Below are 21,437 nucleotides of genomic sequence, written 5' to 3'. Positions count from 1 at the left end.
AGGCTCTGTCTTTTAACGGCCTGATTTTGCCCTCAAACCAAACCCCTCTTGGCGCGCTGCCTGCGCGCTTTCGCCGTGAGCGCGTGCTGATCGTCGGCTGCGGCGATGTCGGCCAGCGCGCCGCCCGCCAGTTGCCGCGCGCGCTGCGCGTGCTGGCGCTGACCTCCAGCCCCGAACGCGTGCCAGCCCTGCGCGCTCTGGGGCTCACGCCCTTGTGTGGCAATCTGGACCAGCGCGCCTCGCTGCAGCGCCTGGCCGGCTTGGCGACCCGCGTACTGCACCTGGCGCCGCCGCCGGGCGAGGGCCGGGACGACCCGCGCACCCGCAGCCTGCTGCGCGCCCTACAGCTGCGCGGCACGCCGCGGGCTTTGGTCTACGGCTCGACCAGCGGCGTCTACGGTGATTGCCAGGGCGCCCTGGTGGACGAAACCCAGGCCTTGGCCGCCATCACACCGCGGGCCCAGCGCCGCGTCGACGCCGAAGCCGCGGTGCGCCTGCTGGGCCGCCGGCAAAGCCGGGTGCGCAGCAGCATTCTGCGTATCCCCGGCATCTACGCACCCGACCGCGAAGGCGGTACGCCCGAGGCGCGTCTGCGCAAAGGCACGCCGGTGCTGGAGCGGGGCGACGACGTCTACACCAACCATATCCACGCCGACGACTTGGCCCGCGCCTGCGTGCTGGCCCTGTGGCGCGGCCAGCCGCAGCGCATCTACAACGTGAACGACGACAGCGCGCTGCAGATGGGCGACTACTTTGACTTCGCCGCCGACCTGTACGGCCTGCCGCGCCCGCCGCGCGTGCCGCGCAGCGCGGCCCAGGGGCAGTTATCGCTGATGCTGCTGAGCTTCATGTCCGAGTCCCGGCGCCTGGACAACACGCGCATGAAAACCGAGCTGCGGCTGCGGCTGCGCTACCCCACAGTGGAAACCGGTTTGCTATCGAATAAATAGCTTCTAGCGCAGGTACTATCTGCGCCAGCGGCCTATTTCATCAATACTTTAGCTCTGTAGACTTGCCCCAGAACACCCGGTAGGCAAACACGGTGTAGGCGATGATCACCGGCAGCACCACGGCCGTGCCGTAGAAGATCACCATCAGCGCCTCGGGCGCGCTGGCGGCCTGCCAGATGGTTATTTTGTCGATCACCAGCCAGGGGCAGATGCTGTAGCCCAGGCCGTAGAAGGCCAGCAGAAAGATGCCCACCGTGGCGCCGAAGGGCACGCCTATGCCGTACTCATTGCCTTGCTCCAGCCGCACCGGCAGCCGGCCCAGGCTGCGCCAGATGGTGCCGAACAGCACCAGGGTGGCGACGGGAATCGGCAGCAGCAGAATCACGTTCGGAAAGCTGAACCATTTGAGGAAAATGTTGTGGCTGATCAGCGGCGTGGCGATGGAGATCGCCAGCACGCCCAGCCCGGTCAGCCACAGGCTGCGTTTGGCCCAGGCCACGGCCATCAGCTGCAGTTCGCCCTCGGTCTTGATGATCAGCCAGCCTGCGCCCAGCAAGGCGTAGGCGGCCAGCAGGCACAGGCCGATCAGGCTGCTGAACAAGATGCCCGCCAGGTCGTGCCTAAAGCCGGTGATCATCGATCCCAGCATGAAGCCCTGCGACCAGCCGGCCAGCACCGAGCCCACGTGGAAAGCCATGTTCCACAGCCGCTTGTGGTCGTCGTGGGCCTTGACGCGGAAGTCGAAGGCCACGCCGCGCAGCATCAGCGCCAGCAGCATCAAGGCCACGGGCAGGTACAGCGCGCCCAGGATCACGCCGTGCGCCAGCGGAAACGCCACCAGCAGCACGCCCACGCCCAGCACCAGCCAGGTTTCGTTGGCATCCCAGAACGGGCCGATGCTGGCGATCATGGCGTCCTGTTGTTCGTTGTTCGGCTTGCGCATCAGCACGCCCACGCCCAGGTCGTAGCCGTCCAGAATCACATAGGCGAGCATGGCCAGCGCCATCACCAGGGCGAACACCACGGGCAACCAGACCTGAGGCTGGCCAAAGTCGTTGATCAGATCAGGCATGTTGGGTCTCCTGGCGGCGCTCGATGGTGGGGTAGCTGGGCTTGGCGGACAGCGTGGCTTTGCGGGCCATGTAGAACACCACCGAGATATAGGCGGTGATCAGCACCGCATACAGCAGCAGGTACATCACCAGGGTGGCAGCGATGGCGGTGGCGGGTATGGCCGAGGCGGCCTCGGCGGTGGTCATCACGCCGTACACCAGCCAGGGCTGGCGGCCGATTTCGGTCACATACCAGCCGGCAACCAGGCCGACCCAGCCGATGAAGGTCATGGCCACCAGGCCGCGCGCCAGCCAGGGCTGCGGCTGGCCCTGGTGCCGCAGTTGCCACACGCCCAGCCAGCTGGCGGCCAGCATCAGCAGGCCTACGCCAACCATGATGCGGAAGGCGAAGAACACCGGGGCTACAGGCGGGTGCTTGCCTTCAAACGCGTCTATGCCCTTGACCTCGCCATTCCAGTCGTGGGTCAGGTAGAAGGACGCGAGCTTGGGGATGGCGATCTCGAGCTTGTTGCTCTGCGTGGCCGCGTCTGGGATGCCGAACAGCACGGCGGCGGCCCCGTTTTCGGTCTTCCAGATGCCTTCCATGGCGGCAATTTTGGCTGGCTGGTGGTGCAAGGTGTTGACGCCGTGCATGTCGCCCACCACGATCTGCACCGGGATCAGCAGGGCGGCCAACGTCAAACCGGTGCGCAGCCCGGCCATGGTTTCCAGGCCGCGATCGTGCTTCAGCCAGCGGAAGGCGCTGATGCCGGCCAGCAGAAAGGCTACCGTCAGCCCCGAGGCCAGCAGCATGTGCGTCAGCCGGTAGGGGAAGGACGGGTTGAAGATCACCTCGAACCAGCTGGTCACATGGGCCTGGCCATCGATCATCACAAAGCCGGTGGGTGTGTGCATCCACGAGTTCAGCGCCAGAATCCAGAACGCCGACAAGGTGGTGCCTGCTGCGACCAGAAAGGTGGCGGTGGTGTGCACGCGCTCGCTCACCCTGTGCCGGCCAAACAGCATGATGCCCAGCATGGTGGCCTCCAGGAAGAAGGCGGTCAGCACCTCATAGGCCAGCAGCGGCCCGGCGATGTTGCCGACTTTCAGCATGAACCCCGGCCAGTTGGTGCCGAACTGGAAGCTCATGGTGATGCCGCTGACCACGCCCAGTGCGAAGGTCAGCGCGAAGATCTTCACCCAAAATTGGTAGGCGTCCATCCAGTGCGCTTCGCGCGAGGCCGCGTGGCGCAGCTTGAAATAGAACAGCACCCAGCCCATGGAGATGCTGATGGTGGGAAACAGGATGTGGAAGGTCATGTTGGCCGCGAACTGGATGCGGGCCAGGGCGACGGGGTCGAGGGCTTCCATCATGCGTCTCCTTCTGCGGGGGCAGCCTTGGTAGGCGTGAAGGCTTGCTTCACCCGGTCCTTCACTTGTAGCAGTTTTTTCACCTGCGCGCCCATTTTCAGCAGGCTGGCCAGGGAGGCGGAATCCATGCTCTGCACCTCGTCCAGCCAGGAGGTGCCGAGCTCGATCAGGTCGTGCATCTCCTTCATGCGCGACTGCGCGTGGATGTCTTCGGCCAGCATGGGCCGCTCCATCAGCGCATCGCGCAGCATGGACAGCGTGGGGTCGATCTCGCGCTTGCGCCGCTCGGCCGCCAGGGTGCGGAAGATGGCCCACACGTCTTCGGGCGTTTCAAAGTATTCGCGCCGGTCGTTGGGCAAGTGGTGCAGCCGCACCAGGTTCCACGACGACAGCTCCTTCAGCCCCATGCTGACGTTGGAACGCGAGAAGCCCAGGCCTTCGGCGATGTCGTCGGCATTCAGCGGCTTGGCCGAAACAAACAGCAGGGCATAGATCTGCCCCACGGTGCGGTTGATGCCCCAGCGACTGCCCATTTCGCCAAAGTGCAAAACGAAGCGCTGGGTGAGGGGGGCAAGGTTCATCTGTGTTTTCCTGAATTTTCAGTATTTTCTGAAAATTCAGGAATAAATGGGATGCCGAAATGTAATGACCCCATGGATTGCTCAGTTTCATTGGGGAAACCGGGGCGCTGGCCGGTTTGCTGGAGATTGATTAATGCTTTGTTAATTGTGTTGTAGATGTAAGCATCGAAAAATAGACTCCGCGGCTGTTACAACTATTCAAGGATCGCGCCGTGGGGAGTACACACCGGAGGGCCTGGACCGAAGCGGTTCGTAATGCAGAGCGGGCGCTTTTCAAGCGCTGTTTTATCCAGCTGGCGCGTCGATTAGTGGGCTGGGGTATTGCGTCCCGCGCCATGGCTTGCGGGCTGCGCAATCTGAGCCTGGTGGCTTTGTCGTTTGGGTTTGCGGGTTCGGCGTTTGCGGCCTTGGGGGCCTCGGTGACCCTGCTGGCCGGCGACCCGACCCAGATCTATCCAGGCCAGACCACGCGCCTGCAGATCACGCTGTCGAACAACAACATCCTGGCGCCCATTTCTGCGGTGGGCTTCAGCAATCTGCTGCCCGGCACACTGCCCAACGGGCTGCGGGTGACGGGCGCTGCCACCTACACCTGTACTGACCCGGCTGGCCCGAGCACGTTTGCGGGTACGGGTACTTTGACCACCACAGGGCAAAGCATCAGCCTGAGCGGCGGTGTGATCCCGCCGCGTTCCGGCTCGGTGGACGGGGGCTGCACCATCGTCATTCCGGTGACCGCAGGCACATCCACCGGTAATACCGCCACCTATTCCTACACCATCGCCGACGGCGCAGTGACTGGGAATGATGGTGCAGCGGTGCAGAACGTGGGGGCGGTCCAGCAGAGCGTGAACGTGGTGGCACTGGCGCAACCCGGTTTGTCCAAGGCCTTTGGCACCGGCACCGTGGTGCTGGGTGGTGCGTCCACCGCGCTGAGCGTGACGCTGACCAATAGCAACCCGGTGGAGATACCCAACTTTACCGTGGCGGATTTGTTTCCCCAACTGGGCGGATCGGCTGTGATCCAGGTGGCGTCACCTTCGGGCGCCAGCGCGAGCTGCAACAACGGCGGTGCTTCCCCGGTGGTCACGGCCAGTGCCGGCGGCAATAACTTTTCTGCCACCGGAACCCTGCCGGCCCGCTCGGGTGCGGTGAACGGCAGTTGTATCTTTACCGTCAACGTAGTGGCTGCGCAAACCAATGGCAGCTACAGCATTACCCAGACCAATACGATCAACCGCAGTACGCAGTTCAGCAACGATCTGGGCATACCAGCGGCCAATAACGCCACCGCAGACATCACGGTACGCTCGCCTTTGCAGGTGAGCAAGACGGTGAACGCCACCTCGCTGTCGAACGGCGGCTCCGGGCGCTTCACCATCACCCTGGGCAATAGCAGCACCAGCGCGCTTGCGATCTCCAGCCTGGTCGATGATGCGATCGATGGTGGTACCGCGGGTAATTTGAATGCCTATGGCTTGAAGGTCACCGGGCAGGCTACGAGTTGTGGCGGCTCGGTGGTCGCCACTGCAAACAACACCGGGGTGGCATTGACGGGGGGCTCCATCCCCGCCGGTGGGTCTTGTGTGGTTACGGTGGATTTCACCGGCACGGTGCAGTCGCCCAATACCCCCAGGGCCTATACCAATTCCCTGGCCGCCGGCGCAGTCGATGTGGGCAATCCCGCCATCGTGAGCCAGCCGGCATCGTCCACCGTGACGGTCTACCAGAACCTGAACGTCAACAAGACGGTGTCGCCGAACAACCCGGAGCCCGGCAATCCGGTGCGCTACCAGGTCACTTTGCAGAACTGGTCCACCACCGCGATCACTGACCTGGTTTTTCCAGATACCTTGCAGCAGGGGCAGACCTTTCTGACCGGCACGATAGGCGGGGTCAACTACACGCCGAGCGGCTGCGGGGTGAGCGTCACCAACGGCGCCGTGCTGGGCGCCAGCGCCATCACGTTTGGCAGCATCGCGGTACCGGCGCGGGCGAGCGTGAGCAGCCCCGGCACCTGTACCGTCACTTTCTGGGCGATGGTGTCGAGTGCCGCCGCCGCCAATGCCAGCTTTGACAACACCCTGGCCGCGGGCTCCGTGTGCTACGGCTCTGGCCCACAGGTGTGCTACGGCAGCGCAACGTCTGCTTCGGGCAGCATCCACGCGGGTGCGGTGCTGTCGGCCAACAAGAGCTTCAGCCCGGCAGGGCCGTTGTCGGAAGGCGCTGTGTCGCGGGTCACGGTTCGCTTGGACAACTTGTCGGCCAACCCGCTGACCAATGTGACGCTGGGCGACAACCTGCCTGCGGCCGTGAGCGGTGGCGGGCAGATGCGCGTGGCGAATCCGGCGAATGCTGCGACCACCTGCACCGGCAGCCCGGTGCTGACGGCCACGCCGAATGCAACCTCGTTTTCGATGAATGGCGCAACCGTGCCGGCCCGGGCCTCGAACGGCGCGGGCGCCGCGGGTTCGTGCGTGGTGCAGTTTGACGTGGTCGGCCCTGCGGGCACTTTCAACAATACCGCGACGGTGACGGGTACCGAAACCTATGGCAATGGCCTGACCCATACGCTGGCACCGGAGAGTTCGAACACGGCCACGCTGGTCTACACCTCGTCGCTGGCAGCGAGCAAGAGCTTTTCGCCCACGTCGGTATCTTCCGGCGGCAGTTCCAGGGTTACTGTGCGCTTGAACAACAACGGTGCGGTGGCGTTGACCCAGGTGGCAGCGACCGACCCCTTGCCAGCGGGCATGCTGCTTGCCCCGGCACCCAATGCCTACACCACGTGCGCGGGCAGTACCGCGGTGACGGCTACGCCGGGTGCGTCCAGCATCAGTTTGACGGGCGCATCTATCGCTGGCGGCAGCAATTGCGACCTGGTGTTCGACGTGGTTACCACCGGCAGCGCGAACTGGGTCAACAGCATTCCTGCGGGCAACATTACCGCTGCAGGCGGTGTGTTCAACCAGACGGCGGTGAGTGCCACCCTGGCTTTCAATGCGCCTTCGGGTTTGACGGTGGCCAAGGCCACCAACCCCAGCACGCTGACATTCCCTGGCCAGGTCAGCCAGTTGACGATAACGGTCAATAACGGAACGCAAAACGTTACCGGCTTGCGCCTGACCGACTACTTCACCGCCAATGGGACGGCCGCAGGGGCTTCCAACGGCATGGTCGTGGCTTCGAATCCGGCTACCGCCACCAACTGCCCAGCGGGCGTGGTGACAGCGGTCGCAGGCGCGGAGTCCGTGTCCTTGTCGGGCGCGGCGATGGCGGCGAACACGGCTTGCACCGTGGTGGTCAACGTCACATCGGTGGCGGTGGGCGGTATCACCAACTTCATCCCTGCGGGTTCGATTGCAACTGACCAGGGCCTGAGCAATAGCGGCCAGGCCACTACCAGCCTGACGACGCAGAGCAATCTGGGCCTGACCAAGCAGTTCACACCGAAAGTGGTGCAGCCCGGCGGTCGCTCGCGTTTGCGGATCACCTTCTTCAACGCGACGGCGCAGCCGGTGTCGAATCTTTCCGTAGTCGACAACCTGCCGGCCGGAGTCACCGTGCCCAGCGGCTTCAACCCGAGCACCACCTGTACCGGCGCCACCGTGAGTGCGCCCACTGCCAGCCAAGTGCAGGTGGCCGGTGGCAACCTGGGGGCCGCCAATGGTGCCATCTCGACCAACTGCTATGCCGAAGTGGATGTCTTGGTGGCTGCCCAAGGGGACTACACCAACACGATTCCTGCAGGCGCGATTTCTGCCTCGTCGGGCGGCGTGGGCGTGAGCAATTCCCAGCCTGCAACCGATGTGCTGCGCGCCAAGGCGCCGCTGCTGGTGCACAAGGCGATAGACGGCCAGACTTTGGATGCTGGCAACCCGGCAGGTTTTAGCACCGGCAGCGCAACACGCTCGGCCGGCAGTGCTGCTACCTTGACCATCCGCATCACCAATCCGAACGCGACCGCGTTGACAGCGCTTGCGCTGACCGATAGCTTGCCGTCTGGCCTGGTGGTGGCGATTACGCCAAACGCTTCGACCACTTGTACCGGTGGCACGGTGCAGGCTGTTGCATCGGGTACCTCGGTACGCATCAGCGGCGCAACGCTGGCGGCGAATGCATCCTGCAATCTGCTGGTGGACGTGCTCAGCAATATCTCGGGCGCGTACACCAATACGATTGCCGCGGGTGCTATCACAACGTTTGAGGGCATCAGCAACGAGGAGCCCACCAGCGCGCGTTTGCAGGTGTCCACACCGCCAGTGGTTTCCAAGCAGTTTGCGCCACCCGTCATTCCGCCCAATAGCACGTCTACGCTGACGATATTTCTGGGCAACGACAACCCGACGGCATTGACATTGACGGCCGCGCTGGTCGATACCCTGCCTACCGCCCCGGGCCCGGTGCTGGTTGCTGCGACGCCGAATGTGCAGACTACCTGCCCAGGACCCGTGACTGCGGCGGCTGCGTCCAACACCGTCAGCTATGCCAGTGGTGCCCTGATTCCTGCAGGCGGCTGCAGCATCAGCGTGCAGGTGACGGCGGCGACGCCCGGTACGCATACCAACAGCATCGCGGCGGGTGCGCTGCAAACCAACCTGGGTAATAACCAGCAGGCTGCCAATGCGCCGCTGACAGTCAGTACCCAGGGCTTTATCTCCGGCCGTGTGTTCCGCGACAACAACCTCACGCCGAACGGCACGTTTGAATCCGGCGTGGATACACCGATCAGCGGTGTGAGCGTGGAACTGCGTGCTGGTAACTCCTGCGCTGGCCCCTTGGTGAGTCAGGGCGGTCTGGCCAACCCGGTGGCTACGGATGTGCTGGGGAACTATATTTTTGCCGGCCTGCCTGCTGCCACCTACTCGGTGTGCGAGCTGGTGCAGCCCAGCAATACCGTTAACGGCATCACCACGGCCGGCAGCCTGGTGCAGACCGGTGGCAGCACCGGTACTGCAGGCAGCGCGTCGAACCCGAGCGCAAGCAGCAGTCAGATCGTGGGCATCGTGCTGAATGGTGACGGTGCGGGTGGCCAGATCACCGGCTCTACACAGAACAACTTTGCCGAGATAGTTCCCTCGACCATCGCGGGTTCGGTATTCCTGGACACCAATAACAACGGCATCCGCAATGGCGCGGATACGTCTTTGGCTAGCGTAGTGATCGAGTTGTTGAACAGTGCGAACGCCGTGGTGGCCAGCACCACGACGGCAGCCGACGGTAGCTACAGCTTTGGCAACCTGTTGCCGGGCACGTACAGCGTGCGCGAGCCCAGCCAGCCGGCTGGCACATCCAATGGCGTGACCACTGCGGGCAACGTACCGAATGGCGGTACCGCGGGAACGGCTTCCACGCCTGCGGTATTGCCCAGTGCGATCCGTAACATCGTATTGCCACCCAATACGCAGTCGGTGGCCAATGACTTCGCCGAGATTCCCAATGGCCGCAGCGTTTCGGGCCGGGTGTTCCTGGACTACAACAACAACGGCGTGTTGAACAACCCGCCGGACCACGGCATCGGCGGGCAGACGGTAGCTTTGACGGGAACCGATATCAACGGCAACCCTGTATCGCTGACGACTACCACGGCGGCCGACGGAAGCTTCCGCTTCAGCGCTGTGCCCGAAGGCAGCAACTACACCTTGACGCAAGCGTCCCAGCCTGCGGGCACCAACAATGGCACGGTAACGGCCGGCTCCACCGGTGGAGCTGCCAGCAACCCCACTGCCACCAGCAGCCGTATCACCGGCATTGCTTTGTCGGGCGCCAATATGGTGTCTGCAGAGAACAACTTTGCCGAAATTCCGGGCGCGGTGCCCGACCTGGCATTGGCTAAAACCCATGCGCCATCCAACTTTGCGTCGGGCAGCAGCTCCGGCTACTTCACCCTGACGCCGCGCAACATCGGCACGGTGGCTACCAGTGGAACCATCACCCTCACGGATACCCTGCCGACCGGCATGACCGTGGCGGCTTTGGCTACCGGTACCGGCTGGACCTGTACAGGTGCGGTAGGCGGCAGCATCGTCAGCTGTACCAGCACGACCGAAATTGCGGCAGGCGCCAGCGGCAACCCTGTGGTGGTGCGCGTGGCGGTTGCCAGTGGCCTCACTGGCCAGGTACTGACCAATACCGCCCTGGTATCGGGTGGCGGCGAGCCGGCCGGATTTGATGGCAATAACAGCGCCAGCGATTCGGTGGTGTTGGTATCCGCTGCCACCGTGAGTGGTAGCGTGTGGCGCGATGCCAACCACGACCGCGTCAAGGATCTGGGCGAGCCCGTGGTGCTCGACTGGACGGTCGAACTGCTGAACAACGGGGTGCTGGTGGCAACCACCCAAACCGACAGCAATGGTGCCTACAGCTTCACGGCGTTGGCGCCCGGGGCTGGCTACGAAGTGCGCTTCCGCGAGCCCAGCACCAGCTATCTGTATGGCCGGCCGGTGCCGAATGAAAGTGGCCAGTCCTATACCTCGGGCGTGGTGGGTTCCGGCAACCCCGGCGGTGCAGACAACTCCCAAGGTGTGCTGCACAACATCAACTTGCTTCCGGGCGACAACATCCTGCAGCAAAGCCTGCCGCTGGACCCTGCGGGTGTGGTGTATGACGCGGTGACCCGCTTGCCTGTGCAAGGCGCTGTGGTCACCTTGTCTGGCCCACCCGGTTTTGATGCATCCCAGCTGCTGGGTGGGGCGCTGTCGCAAACCACCGGTAGCGCAGGCCGCTACCAGTTTCTGCTGTTGTCGACTGCGCCTTCCGGCGTCTACACCCTGAGCGTGACGGCACCCGCCGGCTATGCGCCAGGCGCCTCCACGCTGATCCCGGTGTGCGCCGCCACCTTGTCGGTTTCGGCGGGACCGCCCGACCCGGCTGTCGTCCAGACCAGCGATACAGCGCCTACCGCAGCGGCAGGCAATCCACTGACGACACCAGGTGCGTGTGCATCGACTTCTGCCGGCCTGTCCAGCGGTGCGGCCACCACCCAGTACTACTTCAGTTTCAACCTGAACCTGGCGTTCCCTGGCGGCTCGGCCAATGTGGTGAACAACCATATTCCGGTGGATCCCATGAATGCAACCGGCTTTGTGTTGTCCAAGACCGGTAGCCGCAGGGTGGCCGAAGTAGGCGATACCTTGCTCTACACCATCGTGGTACGCCGCACAGCAGGTTCCTCGCTGCCACAAGTCACGGTGCGTGACCGGCTGCCAGCCGGCTTCACTTACATCCGTGGCACGGCGCGTGTGAACGGCTTGGCTGCCCCCGATCCTGCGGGCGGCTTGGGACCGGTTCTCGGCTTCACCGTGGGCGGGTTGAGTTTGAACCAGAGCACAACCCTGACCTACCGGGTGCGCGTGGGCGTCGGCAGCATGCAGGGCACTGGCATCAATACAGCCCGCGCCTATGGCTGCACTACCGCGGCGGGCTGCCTGACGGCTGCACTGCAAGCAGTGGCTAACAGCATTGAGTCGAACGAAGGCGCGCACCAGGTACAGGTCACGGGTGGCGTGTTCACCGACCAAGCCTGTGTGCTGGGCAAGATTTTTGTGGACTGCAATGGAAACCACATCCAGGACTCCGAAGAGCTGGGGATTCCCGGCGTGCGCTTGTACTTCGAGTCGGGGCAGTACCTGGTCAGCGACAGCGAGGGCAAGTACAGCCAATGCGGGTTGACACCCAATAGCCATGTGCTGAAGGTCGACCCCCGCACCTTGCCCACCGGTTCGCGTCTGACGACCTCCAGCAACCGCAATCTGGGCGACGCCAACAGCCTGTTTATCGACCTGAAGAACGGGGAGCTGCACCGCGCCGATTTTGTCGAGGGCAGCTGTTCCAACCCGGTCGTGGAGCAGGTCAAGGCACGGCGTGCCCAAGGGGAAATCCGCTCGGTGGAAACCGAAAAACTGAAAGGGCCTGCATTGCGTTTTGAAAGCAAGCCTGTCCGTATGCCGAAACAAGCTACCGACAGTGCCAACCAACCCATAGTCCAGCCGCGTGAAGGAGCCAACGGTGCACGCTAATCGTCTCCCCCAACGCAGCGCTATTGCCTTGCTGATCGGCGCCATCCTGGCTCCGTCCGGCTGGGCGCAGTCCGAAGATGTCCGCTTTGCGCCGCTGACTGCAGCGGAACGCACTTCCGTTACCGGTGTCGCACAGCCCTTGTACCCGCTGGCGACCCCTGGGCAGCCTGTGCCTGGCCAAACCGCTACGGTTTTCCCAGGCACCGTTGGCGAGGTGGATTACGCGCTGAACCAGGCGGCCCAACGGGTCGTGGTGGAAGTGGCCCGCAACGCGGTGCCTGCCGATGGGCAGACGGCCGTGCCTGTCACCATCCGCGTGCTGGATGGCCAGGGCAAGCCGCTGGCAAGCCCGGCCTGGGCAACCATTGAGCACAGTGGTGGCCGCGTGCTGGTGCCCGGGGCGCGCACGGATGAATCCGGCCCCATGGCGCGTGATGCCGACCGGGTAACGCCGGGTGTGCAGGTCCGGGTGGTGGATGGCGTGGCCAGCTTCTCCCTGTTGGCGCCGATGGCGCCGCAGGATGTGCAGCTGCGCATTACGGTGGGGGCGCAGGAAGCGTCCGGCGTGGTCAGCTTCGTACCCGAGATGCGTGAAATGGTCGCCGCCGGTTTGCTCGAGGGCATCATCAATTTTGGGCGCAAAGAGCGCAGCCTGCTGGTGCGCCCTGAGCGCGAGGATGCATTCGAGCGCGAGATCCGCGCCTGGGGCCGCGAGTTCAACAACGGCAAGGCGAACCTGGAGGCGCGCAGTGCGTTCTTCCTGCGCGGCACGATCCAGGGCAAGTACCTGCTGACGGCAGCCTACGATTCCGACAAGGTGACCCGCGCGCGTTTGCTGCGCGATATCCAGACTGAAGAGTTCTATCCGGTCTACGGCGACTCCTCGCTGCGCGGTACGGATGCACTGTCGGACCGCCGCCTCTATGTGCGGGTCGATAAAGACAAAAGCTATCTGCTGTGGGGTAACTTCGCCACAGGCGACGGTTTCAGCCAGCGTACTGGCGGCGGCAACGTGGCCACACTCGCGCAGCGCAGTCTGGGCAACTACAACCGCAGCGCAGCAGGCGTGCGCTACCACCATGAGGATGGCGGTTTTGTGGGCAATGTATTTGCCTTTCGCGACTCGCTGCGGCAGGTGGTGGAAGAGTTCTCCAGCCAGGGCAGCGGCCCGTACGGGCTGCGCAACAGCGCGGTGCTCGAAGGCAGCGAGAAAGTGGAGATCGTCGTACGCGACCGCGAGCAACCTTCGCGCATACTGAGTACCACTGCACTGGCGCGGCTATCCGACTACACGTTCGAGCCGTTCAGCGGGCGCATTCTGCTCAACACCTTTCTGCCGTCGGCCGATGCCAATCTGAATCCGGTATCGCTGCGCATCACCTACGAGGTTGACCAGGGCGGAGACAGCTTCTGGGTGATGGGCGCCGATGGCCAGATGCGTCTGGGCAGCAGTGCGGAAATCGGTGGCTCGGTGATGCGCGACAGCAATCCGCTGGCATCGCAGGCCATGAGCAGCGCCAACGTTGGCTGGCGCATCGATGAACACACCATGTTGGTGGCCGAAGTCGCGCGCACCACGAGCGAGGTCAACACCAATGCGACCAATGTGTCTGTCTTGCCGGGCATGGCCGGCCGCGTCGGTGACGTGTCGGGCAACGCGTGGCGGATCGAGGTGGCACACGAGGCGGATCGCACCACGGCGCGGGCTTTTGTAGGCCGCAGTGACACCACCTTCAACAACCTGGCGGCACCGTTGACCGGCGGCCGCGGTGAGGCCAGCATCTACGCTGCCTACAAGCTGGACGACAGCACCAAGCTGTACCTGCAAGGACAGCGCAGCGAGGATCTGAACGTGGGCGCTTCCGACAGCAGCTCGGTCCAGGTGGGTGCTGCCTTCAAGCTGAGCGAGCGCCTGACCGCCGATGTGGGCTTGCGCTCACTGCATGAGTCTGCGGGCAGCGTGACCGCGCTGTATTCAACCCCGTTCAGTTCTACGGCCGGTCTCACCAGCAGCATTGCTACCGGCTCAGGCGGCAGCGCTGTGGGCTTTGGCAACCAGGTGATTGATCCGGTCAGCGGCCTGGTGGTGGTCAGTTCAGGTACCTCGCTTGCCGGTACGCTGGCGAACCAGACCACGGGGCTGAGCAGCCAGACCGTGCGCGGCGGCTTGGGCTTTCGCGTCAGCGACAAGTTCACCTTGGGCGGTGAGCTTGAGCATGACATCAGCGGCGACCCGCGCCGGCGTTTCGCAGTCGGTGGCGACTATCAGATTGCCGAGCGCACCCGCCTGTACGGGCGTTACGAGCAGCAGACCGGGCTGTCGGGCGTGAACACCATCACCACCGACGAACGCAAGGCCAATGCCTTTGTTTTTGGCGTCAACTCGGCCTACATCAAGGACACCCAGTTGTTCAGCGAGTACCGCTTGCGCGATGCTGTGAGCGGCAGAGACCTGCAAATGGCTTCGGGCGTGCGCAATGCCTGGGATGTCGCGCAGGGAGTGCGCCTGAACACGGCGGTCGAACGGGTCCAGGTACTTTCAGGTGATGTACCCGATGCCTACGCGGTATCGGCTGGTGTGGACTACACCGCCCACCCCCTGTGGCGCGGCTCCAGCCGCGTGGAATACCGCCATTCCGGCGATATTGCCAATACGACCAGCAACGAGGCGTTCAACACCACGCTATGGCAGGTCATGGCGGCGCGCAAGATGGCCCGGGATTGGACGCTGCTGGGGCGCAACTACCTGCTGCTCACCAAGTACGACGCCCGCGGCGACGTACTGCAAAACCGCGCGCAGATTGGTGTGGCGTACCGCGAGACCGATACCAACCGCGTAAATGCGCTGGCCAAGTACGAGCTGAAAACCGAACGCGATGCCAGCGATGCCTCTGTTGGCAACTTGGCCACGCGTGCCCACATCGTCTCGGCGCACGCTGACTACCACCCGAGTCGTCCCTGGTGGACGACTGGCCGCATTGCGGCCAAGTGGCAGCGTGACAGCCTGGAAAACGGGGTACGCGACAACTTCCACGCCCAACTGCTGTCTGGCCGCCTGGTGTACGACGTGACCGAGAAGTGGGATGTGGGTGTGATGAGTGCGGTGCAGTTCGGCCAGCAGCGGGCCCGGCAATGGGCTTACGGCGTAGAGGCCGGCTACCTGCTGCAGCAAAACCTGTGGTTGTCCGTGGGCTACAACAAGTCAGGCTTTTCGGCCGACCGGGACCTGGCCGGTTATGAGTACACGCGCAGTGGCTTCTACATCCGCCTGCGCTTCAAGTTCGACGAAGACCTGTTTGCGGGCAGCCAACGCAACGTCAACACCAGCTTGGACCGCTGATTAAACCAATGATGAACCGAGTGAACACCATGAACCCTATTTTTTGCTCCCGTTTGAGACTGCGCGTGTTGGCTGCTGCCTTGCTGGTGGCCCTGGGGCCCTTGGGGGCGCTGGACGCAGATGCGCAAGCTGCTTTGACACCCGCCAAAGACCGCATCACCGACGAAGCCCAGCGTGCGGACCATGCGGTCTATACGCAGATGCAGGAGCGCATCCATGCCATCAACGAAACCGGCGTGCCGGTGCGCAACTACTACCTGTCCAAAGCGCAATGCTGGCTGGACGTGTCCTTCCACGAATACACCCGCAATGACCGCAGCCCGTTTGTGCAGGAGTCCTTGGTAGAGTCGGAAAAGCTGGTCGTGGCGCTGGAGGGCAAGCAAAGCCCTATCTCCACGGACACCCCGCTGGTCAACGGTGCGGCGCGGATTCGCCCGGACCTGTGGGACCGAGCCCGCGCACTGCATACACACAGCGGATTCGCCTGCGCACAGCAACGCGTGGCGTGCTCTGAAGTCGAGTTGGTGCATGCCGGCAACGAGCTGAACCAGCAGCAGTGGCGGCATGCAAAGCCCTATGTCCAGATGGTGGAAGATGGTTTGACCGAGGCCGATGCGCTGGCGGCATCCTGCAGCCCGCCTGCACCGCTGGTTGCGGCCTTACCCGTGGCGCCGACCCCGGCTGCGCCACCCGATGTGGTCAAGCTCTCGGCCCAGGTGGTGTTTGAATTTGACCGCTATGGCCGCACCGATATCCGGGCAGCCAGCCTTGCATCGCTGGAGCAATTGCTCCAACGCATGGGGGCCGACCAGCTTGAAATCAAGAACCTGGAACTGATGGGTCATGCGGACCGCCTCAACTCCACCGGCCACAGCGATTACAACCTGGTGCTGTCGCAGAAGCGCGTGATGACGGTGCGGGACTTGCTGTTGTCACGGGGCGTGGTGGCGGAGCGTATCCAGACGGACTCCAAAGGAGATGCCCAGCCGGTCGATGCATGCAGCGCCCACTTCCCGGACCAGGACGCTCTGCGCGAATGCCTGCTGTCGAATCGGCGGGTAGACATCCGCATCGAAGGTATCTCCCGCAAGCGGTAGGCCTGGTTCGGCGCCACCCGGTATCCACCGTGTGGCGCTATTCCAGGGCTTGCGCCAAAGAGAATCGCAGGGTGGTGCCATGCCCCAGCATGCTGTTCAACTGGATGCTACCGCCGTGGCGCTCCACCACGGTGCGCACAAACACCAGGCCCAGACCGATGCCGCGCGGTGCTGAGCGGTCATTCGGCTGCAGGCGGACAAAGTGCTGAAACAATACCTGCTGCTGCTCTAGCGACAGGCCAGGCCCTGCATCCGCAATCGACAGCTGCCAACGGCCCTGGTGGTCCTGCACCCTGCATTGCACCTCGGTGTGTTCCGGGCTGTACTTCACCGCATTGCTGAGCAGATTGCCGATCGCGCGGGTCAGCAAACCGCGGTCCGCTTCGCACCAGGCGGGTACCTCTGGAGTCTGCAGTTTGAAGCTGATGTGCCGCTGCACGGCTTGCGGCCAGACTTCGTCTACCGCCTCATGCAACAGTTCGCCCAGGTCGATGACCTCCAGGCGGTATGCGCTGGATTGGGCACGGGCCAGCTGAACAAACTCCTCGGCCAGATACAGCGTCTTCTGCGCATGGCGCTCGATGCGCTGCAGCGTCTCTGCAGGCATGGCGGCATCGGCCTGCATTCTGTGCAGTTCGAGCAAGGCCAGAATCGACGACTGCGGTGAGCGCATATCGTGCGAGATGAAGCGCAATGCCTCGTCACGCTGGCGCTCTGCGTGCCGGATCGGGCTGATGTCGACCAGGCTGGTAATCCAACCCGTCGCCACGCCATCGGTGTTGAAGCAGGGGGCACACTTGATCAGCACATCGCGCCCGGCATCGTCTTTGGATTCACCGGTCCAGGTTTGTGCCGCATCCTGTATTTGCGTGCTGCCGCCCGGGTTCACTTTGCGCAGCAGGTCGGCGAGCTGGTGCTTGGTCGGTTGTTCAATGCCGAGCGGGCGGAAATACTGCTGTGCCGCCTGGTTGGCCATCAGCACTCGGCCGGTGGGGTCGGTGATAACGGTGGCATCTGGCAGATTGCTCAGAATGTCGCTGACGAAGCGGTGCAGATTGCGCAGCTGTTCCGACGCGTTCTGCAGCGCCCCGATGTGGCGCTCCAAAGGATCACCGCGGCTTTGGGTGGGCCGCATCTGGGGCAGGTCATGGCGTATTTCCATGCGCTGGAATTCCTCCAGCAGGTACCACATGGCGGCATTCAAGCGGCGCCATACCCATAAGGGATAGGCCGATAACAGCCCCAGCAACGCAGCAGCAGGCGCCAGCAGAATGCCGGTGTACAGCGCCATCAGCCAGCTCGCAGCCAGCGTGAGCAGTACCAGCAGCGCATTGCCTAGCAGCGAGGCCGTGGGCGATAGCCACAGTATGGCCAATAGGCCCAGCGCGACGGGCAGGGTGCAGAAGATTGCGTTCTGCCAAGCGCTGGCCCGCTCGATCTTTTGCCCTTCCAGCAGGGCATTCATCAGATTCGCGGAAATCTCTACGCCCGCCATCAGTTCCGAATTGCCCGATTGCGGTGTGGCGTATGCGTCGCCCATGCCGGCCGAGGTGGAACCTACCAACACGAATTTGTTGGTGAAGGTGGCGGCCGGCACCTGTCCTTTGAGCACGTCCACATAAGACACCTGCTGGAACTGCCCCGGGGCACCAACAAATGGAATTTGCACCAGGTGCTCACGCGTCCAGTCCTTGGGCTGGATGTCGCTCGGGCTGGGAGCTGGTTCAGAAGGCAGTGCAAAACCGCCGGCCCGCAACACCGCCACGCCAAAGTGGTCCCACCAGCGCGTGCCATCTCCTTCGCGCAGATAGGTCGTGCGAACGATGCCGTCGGTGTCTAGTTTCAGGTGGATGTGCCCTATGGCCGCAGCCGCCTTGGCCAGCGCGGGAACGGGCAATATGGGTTTGTAATGGCCCGTGCCGTAGCTGTCTTGCAGTGCCAGCGGCAGCACGACCTTGCCGCTGCGTTGGATGGCACGGGCCAGCAAAACATCGTCTGCCGCGTAGACCGGATCTTGCTCGGTAAAAATCAGATCCAAGCCGATGGCGCGGGGTTTGGCCGGAGAAATCTTGTCGAGCAAAGCTGCGTGAAAGCCACGCCGCCACGGCCAGCGGCCAATTGCCGCCAGGCTCTTGTCATCGATGGTGACCAGCACGATGTCGTTGGAGACAGACCGCTCCATCAAGCGCGTGGTCTGGTCTTCGATCACCAGGTTCACCCGCTCCAGAGAGTTGCGCCAGCTCAAGGTGGCGACCACCGACAGCAGTACCAGGGCTAGCAATCCCCACTCGATCCAGCGCTTGCGCAGTCGCCTGGCATCGAGCCCGCTTTCCCGTTGCAGCGACACCCAATCGAGCAGGCGGTTATTCAAGCGCAGTCTCCGGCGTTGGGTGCCGCATGTGCATCACGGCTTGCCTGGACGCAGGGGTGTGCCGTCGGAGCTGACCACCGGCTGCTGGTCCGAGGCCATCAGGCGACCCGGCACTACGACCGACTGGGCTGCGGTAAATGCGCCGCCCCTGCCTTCCTGGTCGAGCTGTTGCAGGCGCACGTAATACACACCCGCAGGCGGCAGTGGCCGGGCATACCGCGATGCGTCCACCACGCTGTCGTCTAGCAGGTGGGTGAATGCGATGTCCTGGGCGAGTTGCACGCGGTAGCGCACACCCTGGGGTTGGCTGGTGCCCCATTGCACGGACAACAGGCTGGCACCGTCGGCCCGGATGCTGGGAGTGGGCGGCTGGGGGGGGATGGGCAGCAGCGTAAAACTGGCGGGCTTGCTGTACGGCCCCTGGTCGCGGGCGCCATCCGGTGTGCTTTTCACTGCAGCGACGCGCCAGAAATAGGCGCCCGGCGCCAGGCCTGGAGCGGTATGGCTGCAGGCGGGCAGATGCGGCAGATCTGCCGCCAGATTTTGAAAAGCGGGGTCGCGCGCCAGTTGCAGGTGGTAGCCCTGCACGTCCGGGCTCTCGGTGCAGCGCAGTTCTACCGCGGTAGTGAACAGTTGGTTGCCTTGCTGTGGCTGCTGCATGAAAGGCGCTTCAGGGCGGGCTTTCACCCGGATGGATCGCATTGCCTCACGGCCCACAATGCCTTGTGCATCGACCGGGCGCACGGCAACTTGGTAGTCGCCATCGTCCAGGCCGGTGAAGCGGGCCAGCACTGGCGCGAAGCTGCCGTAGCGCAGCACCTGGTTGAACGCGCTGTCGGTGGCAATCATCACCTGGTAGGACACTGCCTGGGCGCTGCCAGGCAGGGGTAGGTCGATGAAAGACACGTCCTCCAGCACCGACGGAATTTTCGACAAATCGGGTGCGGGCAGCAGCGGGGCGACGGTAAATTGGCCGTCCGTGACACCCAAGCGGCTGCCTTCGCCCGCATGCACCAGGGCCTGCGCGCCGGGCTTGCGCGATGCCAGGACATTGACTTGTACCGCACCCTCTCGCACATCGTTGAGGAAGGCACCGTTGTCGCCAATCGCCACGCCAAAATCGGTGCCGCGCACACCGCCAACTGCATGGGGCGTGCGTATTTCAAAGCGGCTGTTGGCCGACGGTAGCGGAACCACCTTGGATTCCACCCGTCCGCGGTCCAGCTGTATGGTGGCCTGGATGTCTTTCGACGCCGGTGCGTACAGCACTTCGCTGAGCTGCACCCGGGTATTGGCCGGTAAGCGAATGGTCGAGCCATCGGCCAGCTGCAGGGTGACGAAACCTTGTTCGCCCACAGTCAGCTGGCTGCCCTGCGGCAATTGCTGGCCCTTCTGCAGTGGCAGCTCTTTGGCCTGGCCGGGCAGGGCGGCACGCGCGTCGCCTATGGCATGCAGGATGGTCACCAGGGCCGGCTGCGGACGCAGCAGATGCACGGGAATCATCAGTAGCGTGCCCGGCAGCAGGCGCAGCGGGTCGCGCACCTTGTTTGCCAGTTGTATCTGCTTCCATTGTTCGGGTTTGTGCAGCAGGCGCTTGGCCAGCCCATACAGGTTCTCGCCGGGTTGCAAGGTGTAGCTGATGCTTTGCGCCTGCGCGGCGGGCGCCAAGCCCAGCAGTGCTGCCGCCACGGCGATGCTGGCTTGCAGCGGCAGCCATGTAAAAAGCGGGGCGGTCATTCTGAATGTTGCAAGGCGTTGGCTCCCGCGGCAGGGGCCGCCTGGGACACCTCTTCGAGCCGGTAGCCGTGGTTGTAAACGGACATCAACCGGTATCCGTTCTCTGCGCGCAAACCCAGTTTGCTGCGCACGTGGGAAAAGTAGACGTCCAGCGAGCGCGAAGACACGTCGGCACCCTGGCCCCACAGGGCTTCGATCAGGTAGCCGCGCGACATCAGCTTGCCGAGGTTGTTGAACATGGTGAGTGCCAGATCGAATTCCTTGTGTTTGAGTGCTACCGGCTCGCCAGCCGCCCAGACATTGCGCTGCGCGGTATGGAAACGATAGCGCCCAAATGTGACTTCTTCGGTGGCGCGCATATGGCCACCGCGGCGTAGCAGCGCGGCGATGCGTGCGCGCAGCTCGACCACGCGGTTTGACTTGACCATGTAGTCGTCGGCACCGCATGTGAGGCCGGTCACGATGTCGCGCTCATCGCTGCGGTTGGTCAGCATCAGAATCGGCACCGCCGAAGCTACGCGCTCACGCACTTTGCGAATGAGGTCTGTGCCGGCAATGTCCGGCAGTTCCCAGTCGATGATCAGCAGGTCGTAGGTTTCTTTGGCGATTGCGCGCAGAAAGCTTTCGCCGTCGGGCAGGGCATGGCAGTCGTGTCCCATGGCCGCAATCACGGCGTGGATCAGGTCCAGTTGGGCGAGGTCATCATCAACGGCGGCTATGCGCATCGGTACATCCTTGGCGGCCAGAATTTTTGCCCCGGACCATGGGCCAGGCGGCACCGGGCCGAGATTGTAAATTTCTGTAAAAGCAAAATCCCAGCCACTCTAGAGGTTGCCCTTGCTTTTTGCCAGCCAGTTAACGATTGGATAACAAAGTGCAGCCGCGCAATGAAAAAACCCCTTGATCCAAAAGAATCAAGG

General features: G+C 63.5%; 10 protein-coding genes. 4 read left to right on the top strand and 6 right to left on the bottom strand.

Going from position 1 to position 21,437, the window contains the following annotated elements; genetic code table 11:
* Positions 1-26 precede the first annotated feature (26 nt).
* On the top strand, positions 27-950 hold the full coding sequence (locus BLT66_RS22435) for an SDR family oxidoreductase (protein ID WP_092761921.1): 924 nt from the start codon (positions 27-29) through the stop codon (positions 948-950).
* 40 nt (positions 951-990) lie between these two features.
* Here BLT66_RS22435 and BLT66_RS22430 read toward each other — a convergent pair whose 3' ends face one another.
* Genes BLT66_RS22430 through BLT66_RS22420 form a run of 3 tightly spaced genes read right to left on the bottom strand, consistent with a single transcriptional unit; the run spans position 991 to position 3,954 of the window.
* Positions 991-2,022: a cytochrome d ubiquinol oxidase subunit II gene (locus tag BLT66_RS22430; protein ID WP_092761412.1), complete on the bottom strand. Its 1,032-nt coding sequence runs from the start codon at positions 2,020-2,022 to the stop codon at positions 991-993.
* Positions 2,015-3,376 (bottom strand): cytochrome ubiquinol oxidase subunit I, encoded by a 1,362-nt coding sequence (locus BLT66_RS22425; protein ID WP_092761410.1) that lies wholly within the window; start codon positions 3,374-3,376, stop codon positions 2,015-2,017. The genes BLT66_RS22430 and BLT66_RS22425 overlap by 8 nt, the downstream gene beginning before the upstream one ends.
* Positions 3,373-3,954: a GbsR/MarR family transcriptional regulator gene (locus BLT66_RS22420; protein ID WP_092761408.1), complete on the bottom strand. Its 582-nt coding sequence runs from the start codon at positions 3,952-3,954 to the stop codon at positions 3,373-3,375. Before BLT66_RS22420 ends, BLT66_RS22425 begins: the two co-directional genes overlap by 4 nt.
* Before the next feature lie 335 nt (positions 3,955-4,289).
* On the opposite strand from BLT66_RS22420, the gene BLT66_RS22415 reads away from it, so the two are divergent.
* The 3 genes from BLT66_RS22415 to BLT66_RS22405 are packed head-to-tail and all read left to right on the top strand — an operon-like array spanning position 4,290 to position 16,409.
* Positions 4,290-11,972 (top strand): DUF7933 domain-containing protein, encoded by a 7,683-nt coding sequence (locus BLT66_RS22415; protein WP_092761406.1) that lies wholly within the window; start codon positions 4,290-4,292, stop codon positions 11,970-11,972.
* Positions 11,962-15,312, top strand: a complete 3,351-nt coding sequence (locus tag BLT66_RS22410; RefSeq protein WP_143029260.1) for a porin family protein — start codon at positions 11,962-11,964, stop codon at positions 15,310-15,312. The genes BLT66_RS22415 and BLT66_RS22410 overlap by 11 nt, the downstream gene beginning before the upstream one ends.
* Before the next feature lie 29 nt (positions 15,313-15,341).
* Positions 15,342-16,409 carry an OmpA family protein gene (locus BLT66_RS22405; RefSeq protein WP_176955141.1) on the top strand — a complete coding sequence of 356 codons (1,068 nt, stop codon included), beginning with the start codon at positions 15,342-15,344 and terminating at the stop codon, positions 16,407-16,409.
* 37 nt (positions 16,410-16,446) lie between these two features.
* Here the strand turns inward: BLT66_RS22405 and BLT66_RS22400 are convergent, their stop codons facing one another.
* Genes BLT66_RS22400 through BLT66_RS22390 form a run of 3 tightly spaced genes read right to left on the bottom strand, consistent with a single transcriptional unit; the run spans position 16,447 to position 21,242 of the window.
* Positions 16,447-18,780, bottom strand: a complete 2,334-nt coding sequence (locus BLT66_RS22400; protein WP_092761400.1) for a CHASE2 domain-containing protein — start codon at positions 18,778-18,780, stop codon at positions 16,447-16,449.
* A 33-nt stretch (positions 18,781-18,813) separates the two neighbouring features.
* On the bottom strand, positions 18,814-20,517 hold the full coding sequence (locus BLT66_RS22395) for a FecR domain-containing protein (RefSeq protein WP_092761398.1): 1,704 nt from the start codon (positions 20,515-20,517) through the stop codon (positions 18,814-18,816).
* Positions 20,514-21,242 carry a response regulator transcription factor gene (locus tag BLT66_RS22390; RefSeq protein ID WP_092761396.1) on the bottom strand — a complete coding sequence of 243 codons (729 nt, stop codon included), beginning with the start codon at positions 21,240-21,242 and terminating at the stop codon, positions 20,514-20,516. The genes BLT66_RS22395 and BLT66_RS22390 overlap by 4 nt, the downstream gene beginning before the upstream one ends.
* Positions 21,243-21,437 lie beyond the last annotated feature (195 nt).

Source organism: Rhodoferax sp. OV413 (assembly GCF_900104385.1).
GTDB lineage: Bacteria > Pseudomonadota > Gammaproteobacteria > Burkholderiales > Burkholderiaceae_C > Rhodoferax_B.
The sequence above is the reverse complement of the archived record's forward strand: the minus strand, read 5'-3'. Positions and strand labels throughout refer to the sequence as shown.

Excerpts from the sequence above, each read along its gene's own strand:
- BLT66_RS22415 (WP_092761406.1), top strand. The coding sequence starts at position 4,290 with ATGGCTTGCGGGCTGCGCAATCTGAGCCTGGTGGCTTTGTCGTTTGGG.
- BLT66_RS22405 (WP_176955141.1), top strand. The coding sequence starts at position 15,342 with ATGAACCCTATTTTTTGCTCCCGTTTGAGACTGCGCGTGTTGGCTGCT.
- BLT66_RS22395 (WP_092761398.1), bottom strand. The coding sequence starts at position 20,517 with ATGACCGCCCCGCTTTTTACATGGCTGCCGCTGCAAGCCAGCATCGCC.
- BLT66_RS22420 (WP_092761408.1), bottom strand. The coding sequence starts at position 3,954 with ATGAACCTTGCCCCCCTCACCCAGCGCTTCGTTTTGCACTTTGGCGAA.
- BLT66_RS22390 (WP_092761396.1), bottom strand. The coding sequence starts at position 21,242 with ATGCGCATAGCCGCCGTTGATGATGACCTCGCCCAACTGGACCTGATC.
- BLT66_RS22430 (WP_092761412.1), bottom strand. The coding sequence starts at position 2,022 with ATGCCTGATCTGATCAACGACTTTGGCCAGCCTCAGGTCTGGTTGCCC.
- BLT66_RS22425 (WP_092761410.1), bottom strand. The coding sequence starts at position 3,376 with ATGATGGAAGCCCTCGACCCCGTCGCCCTGGCCCGCATCCAGTTCGCG.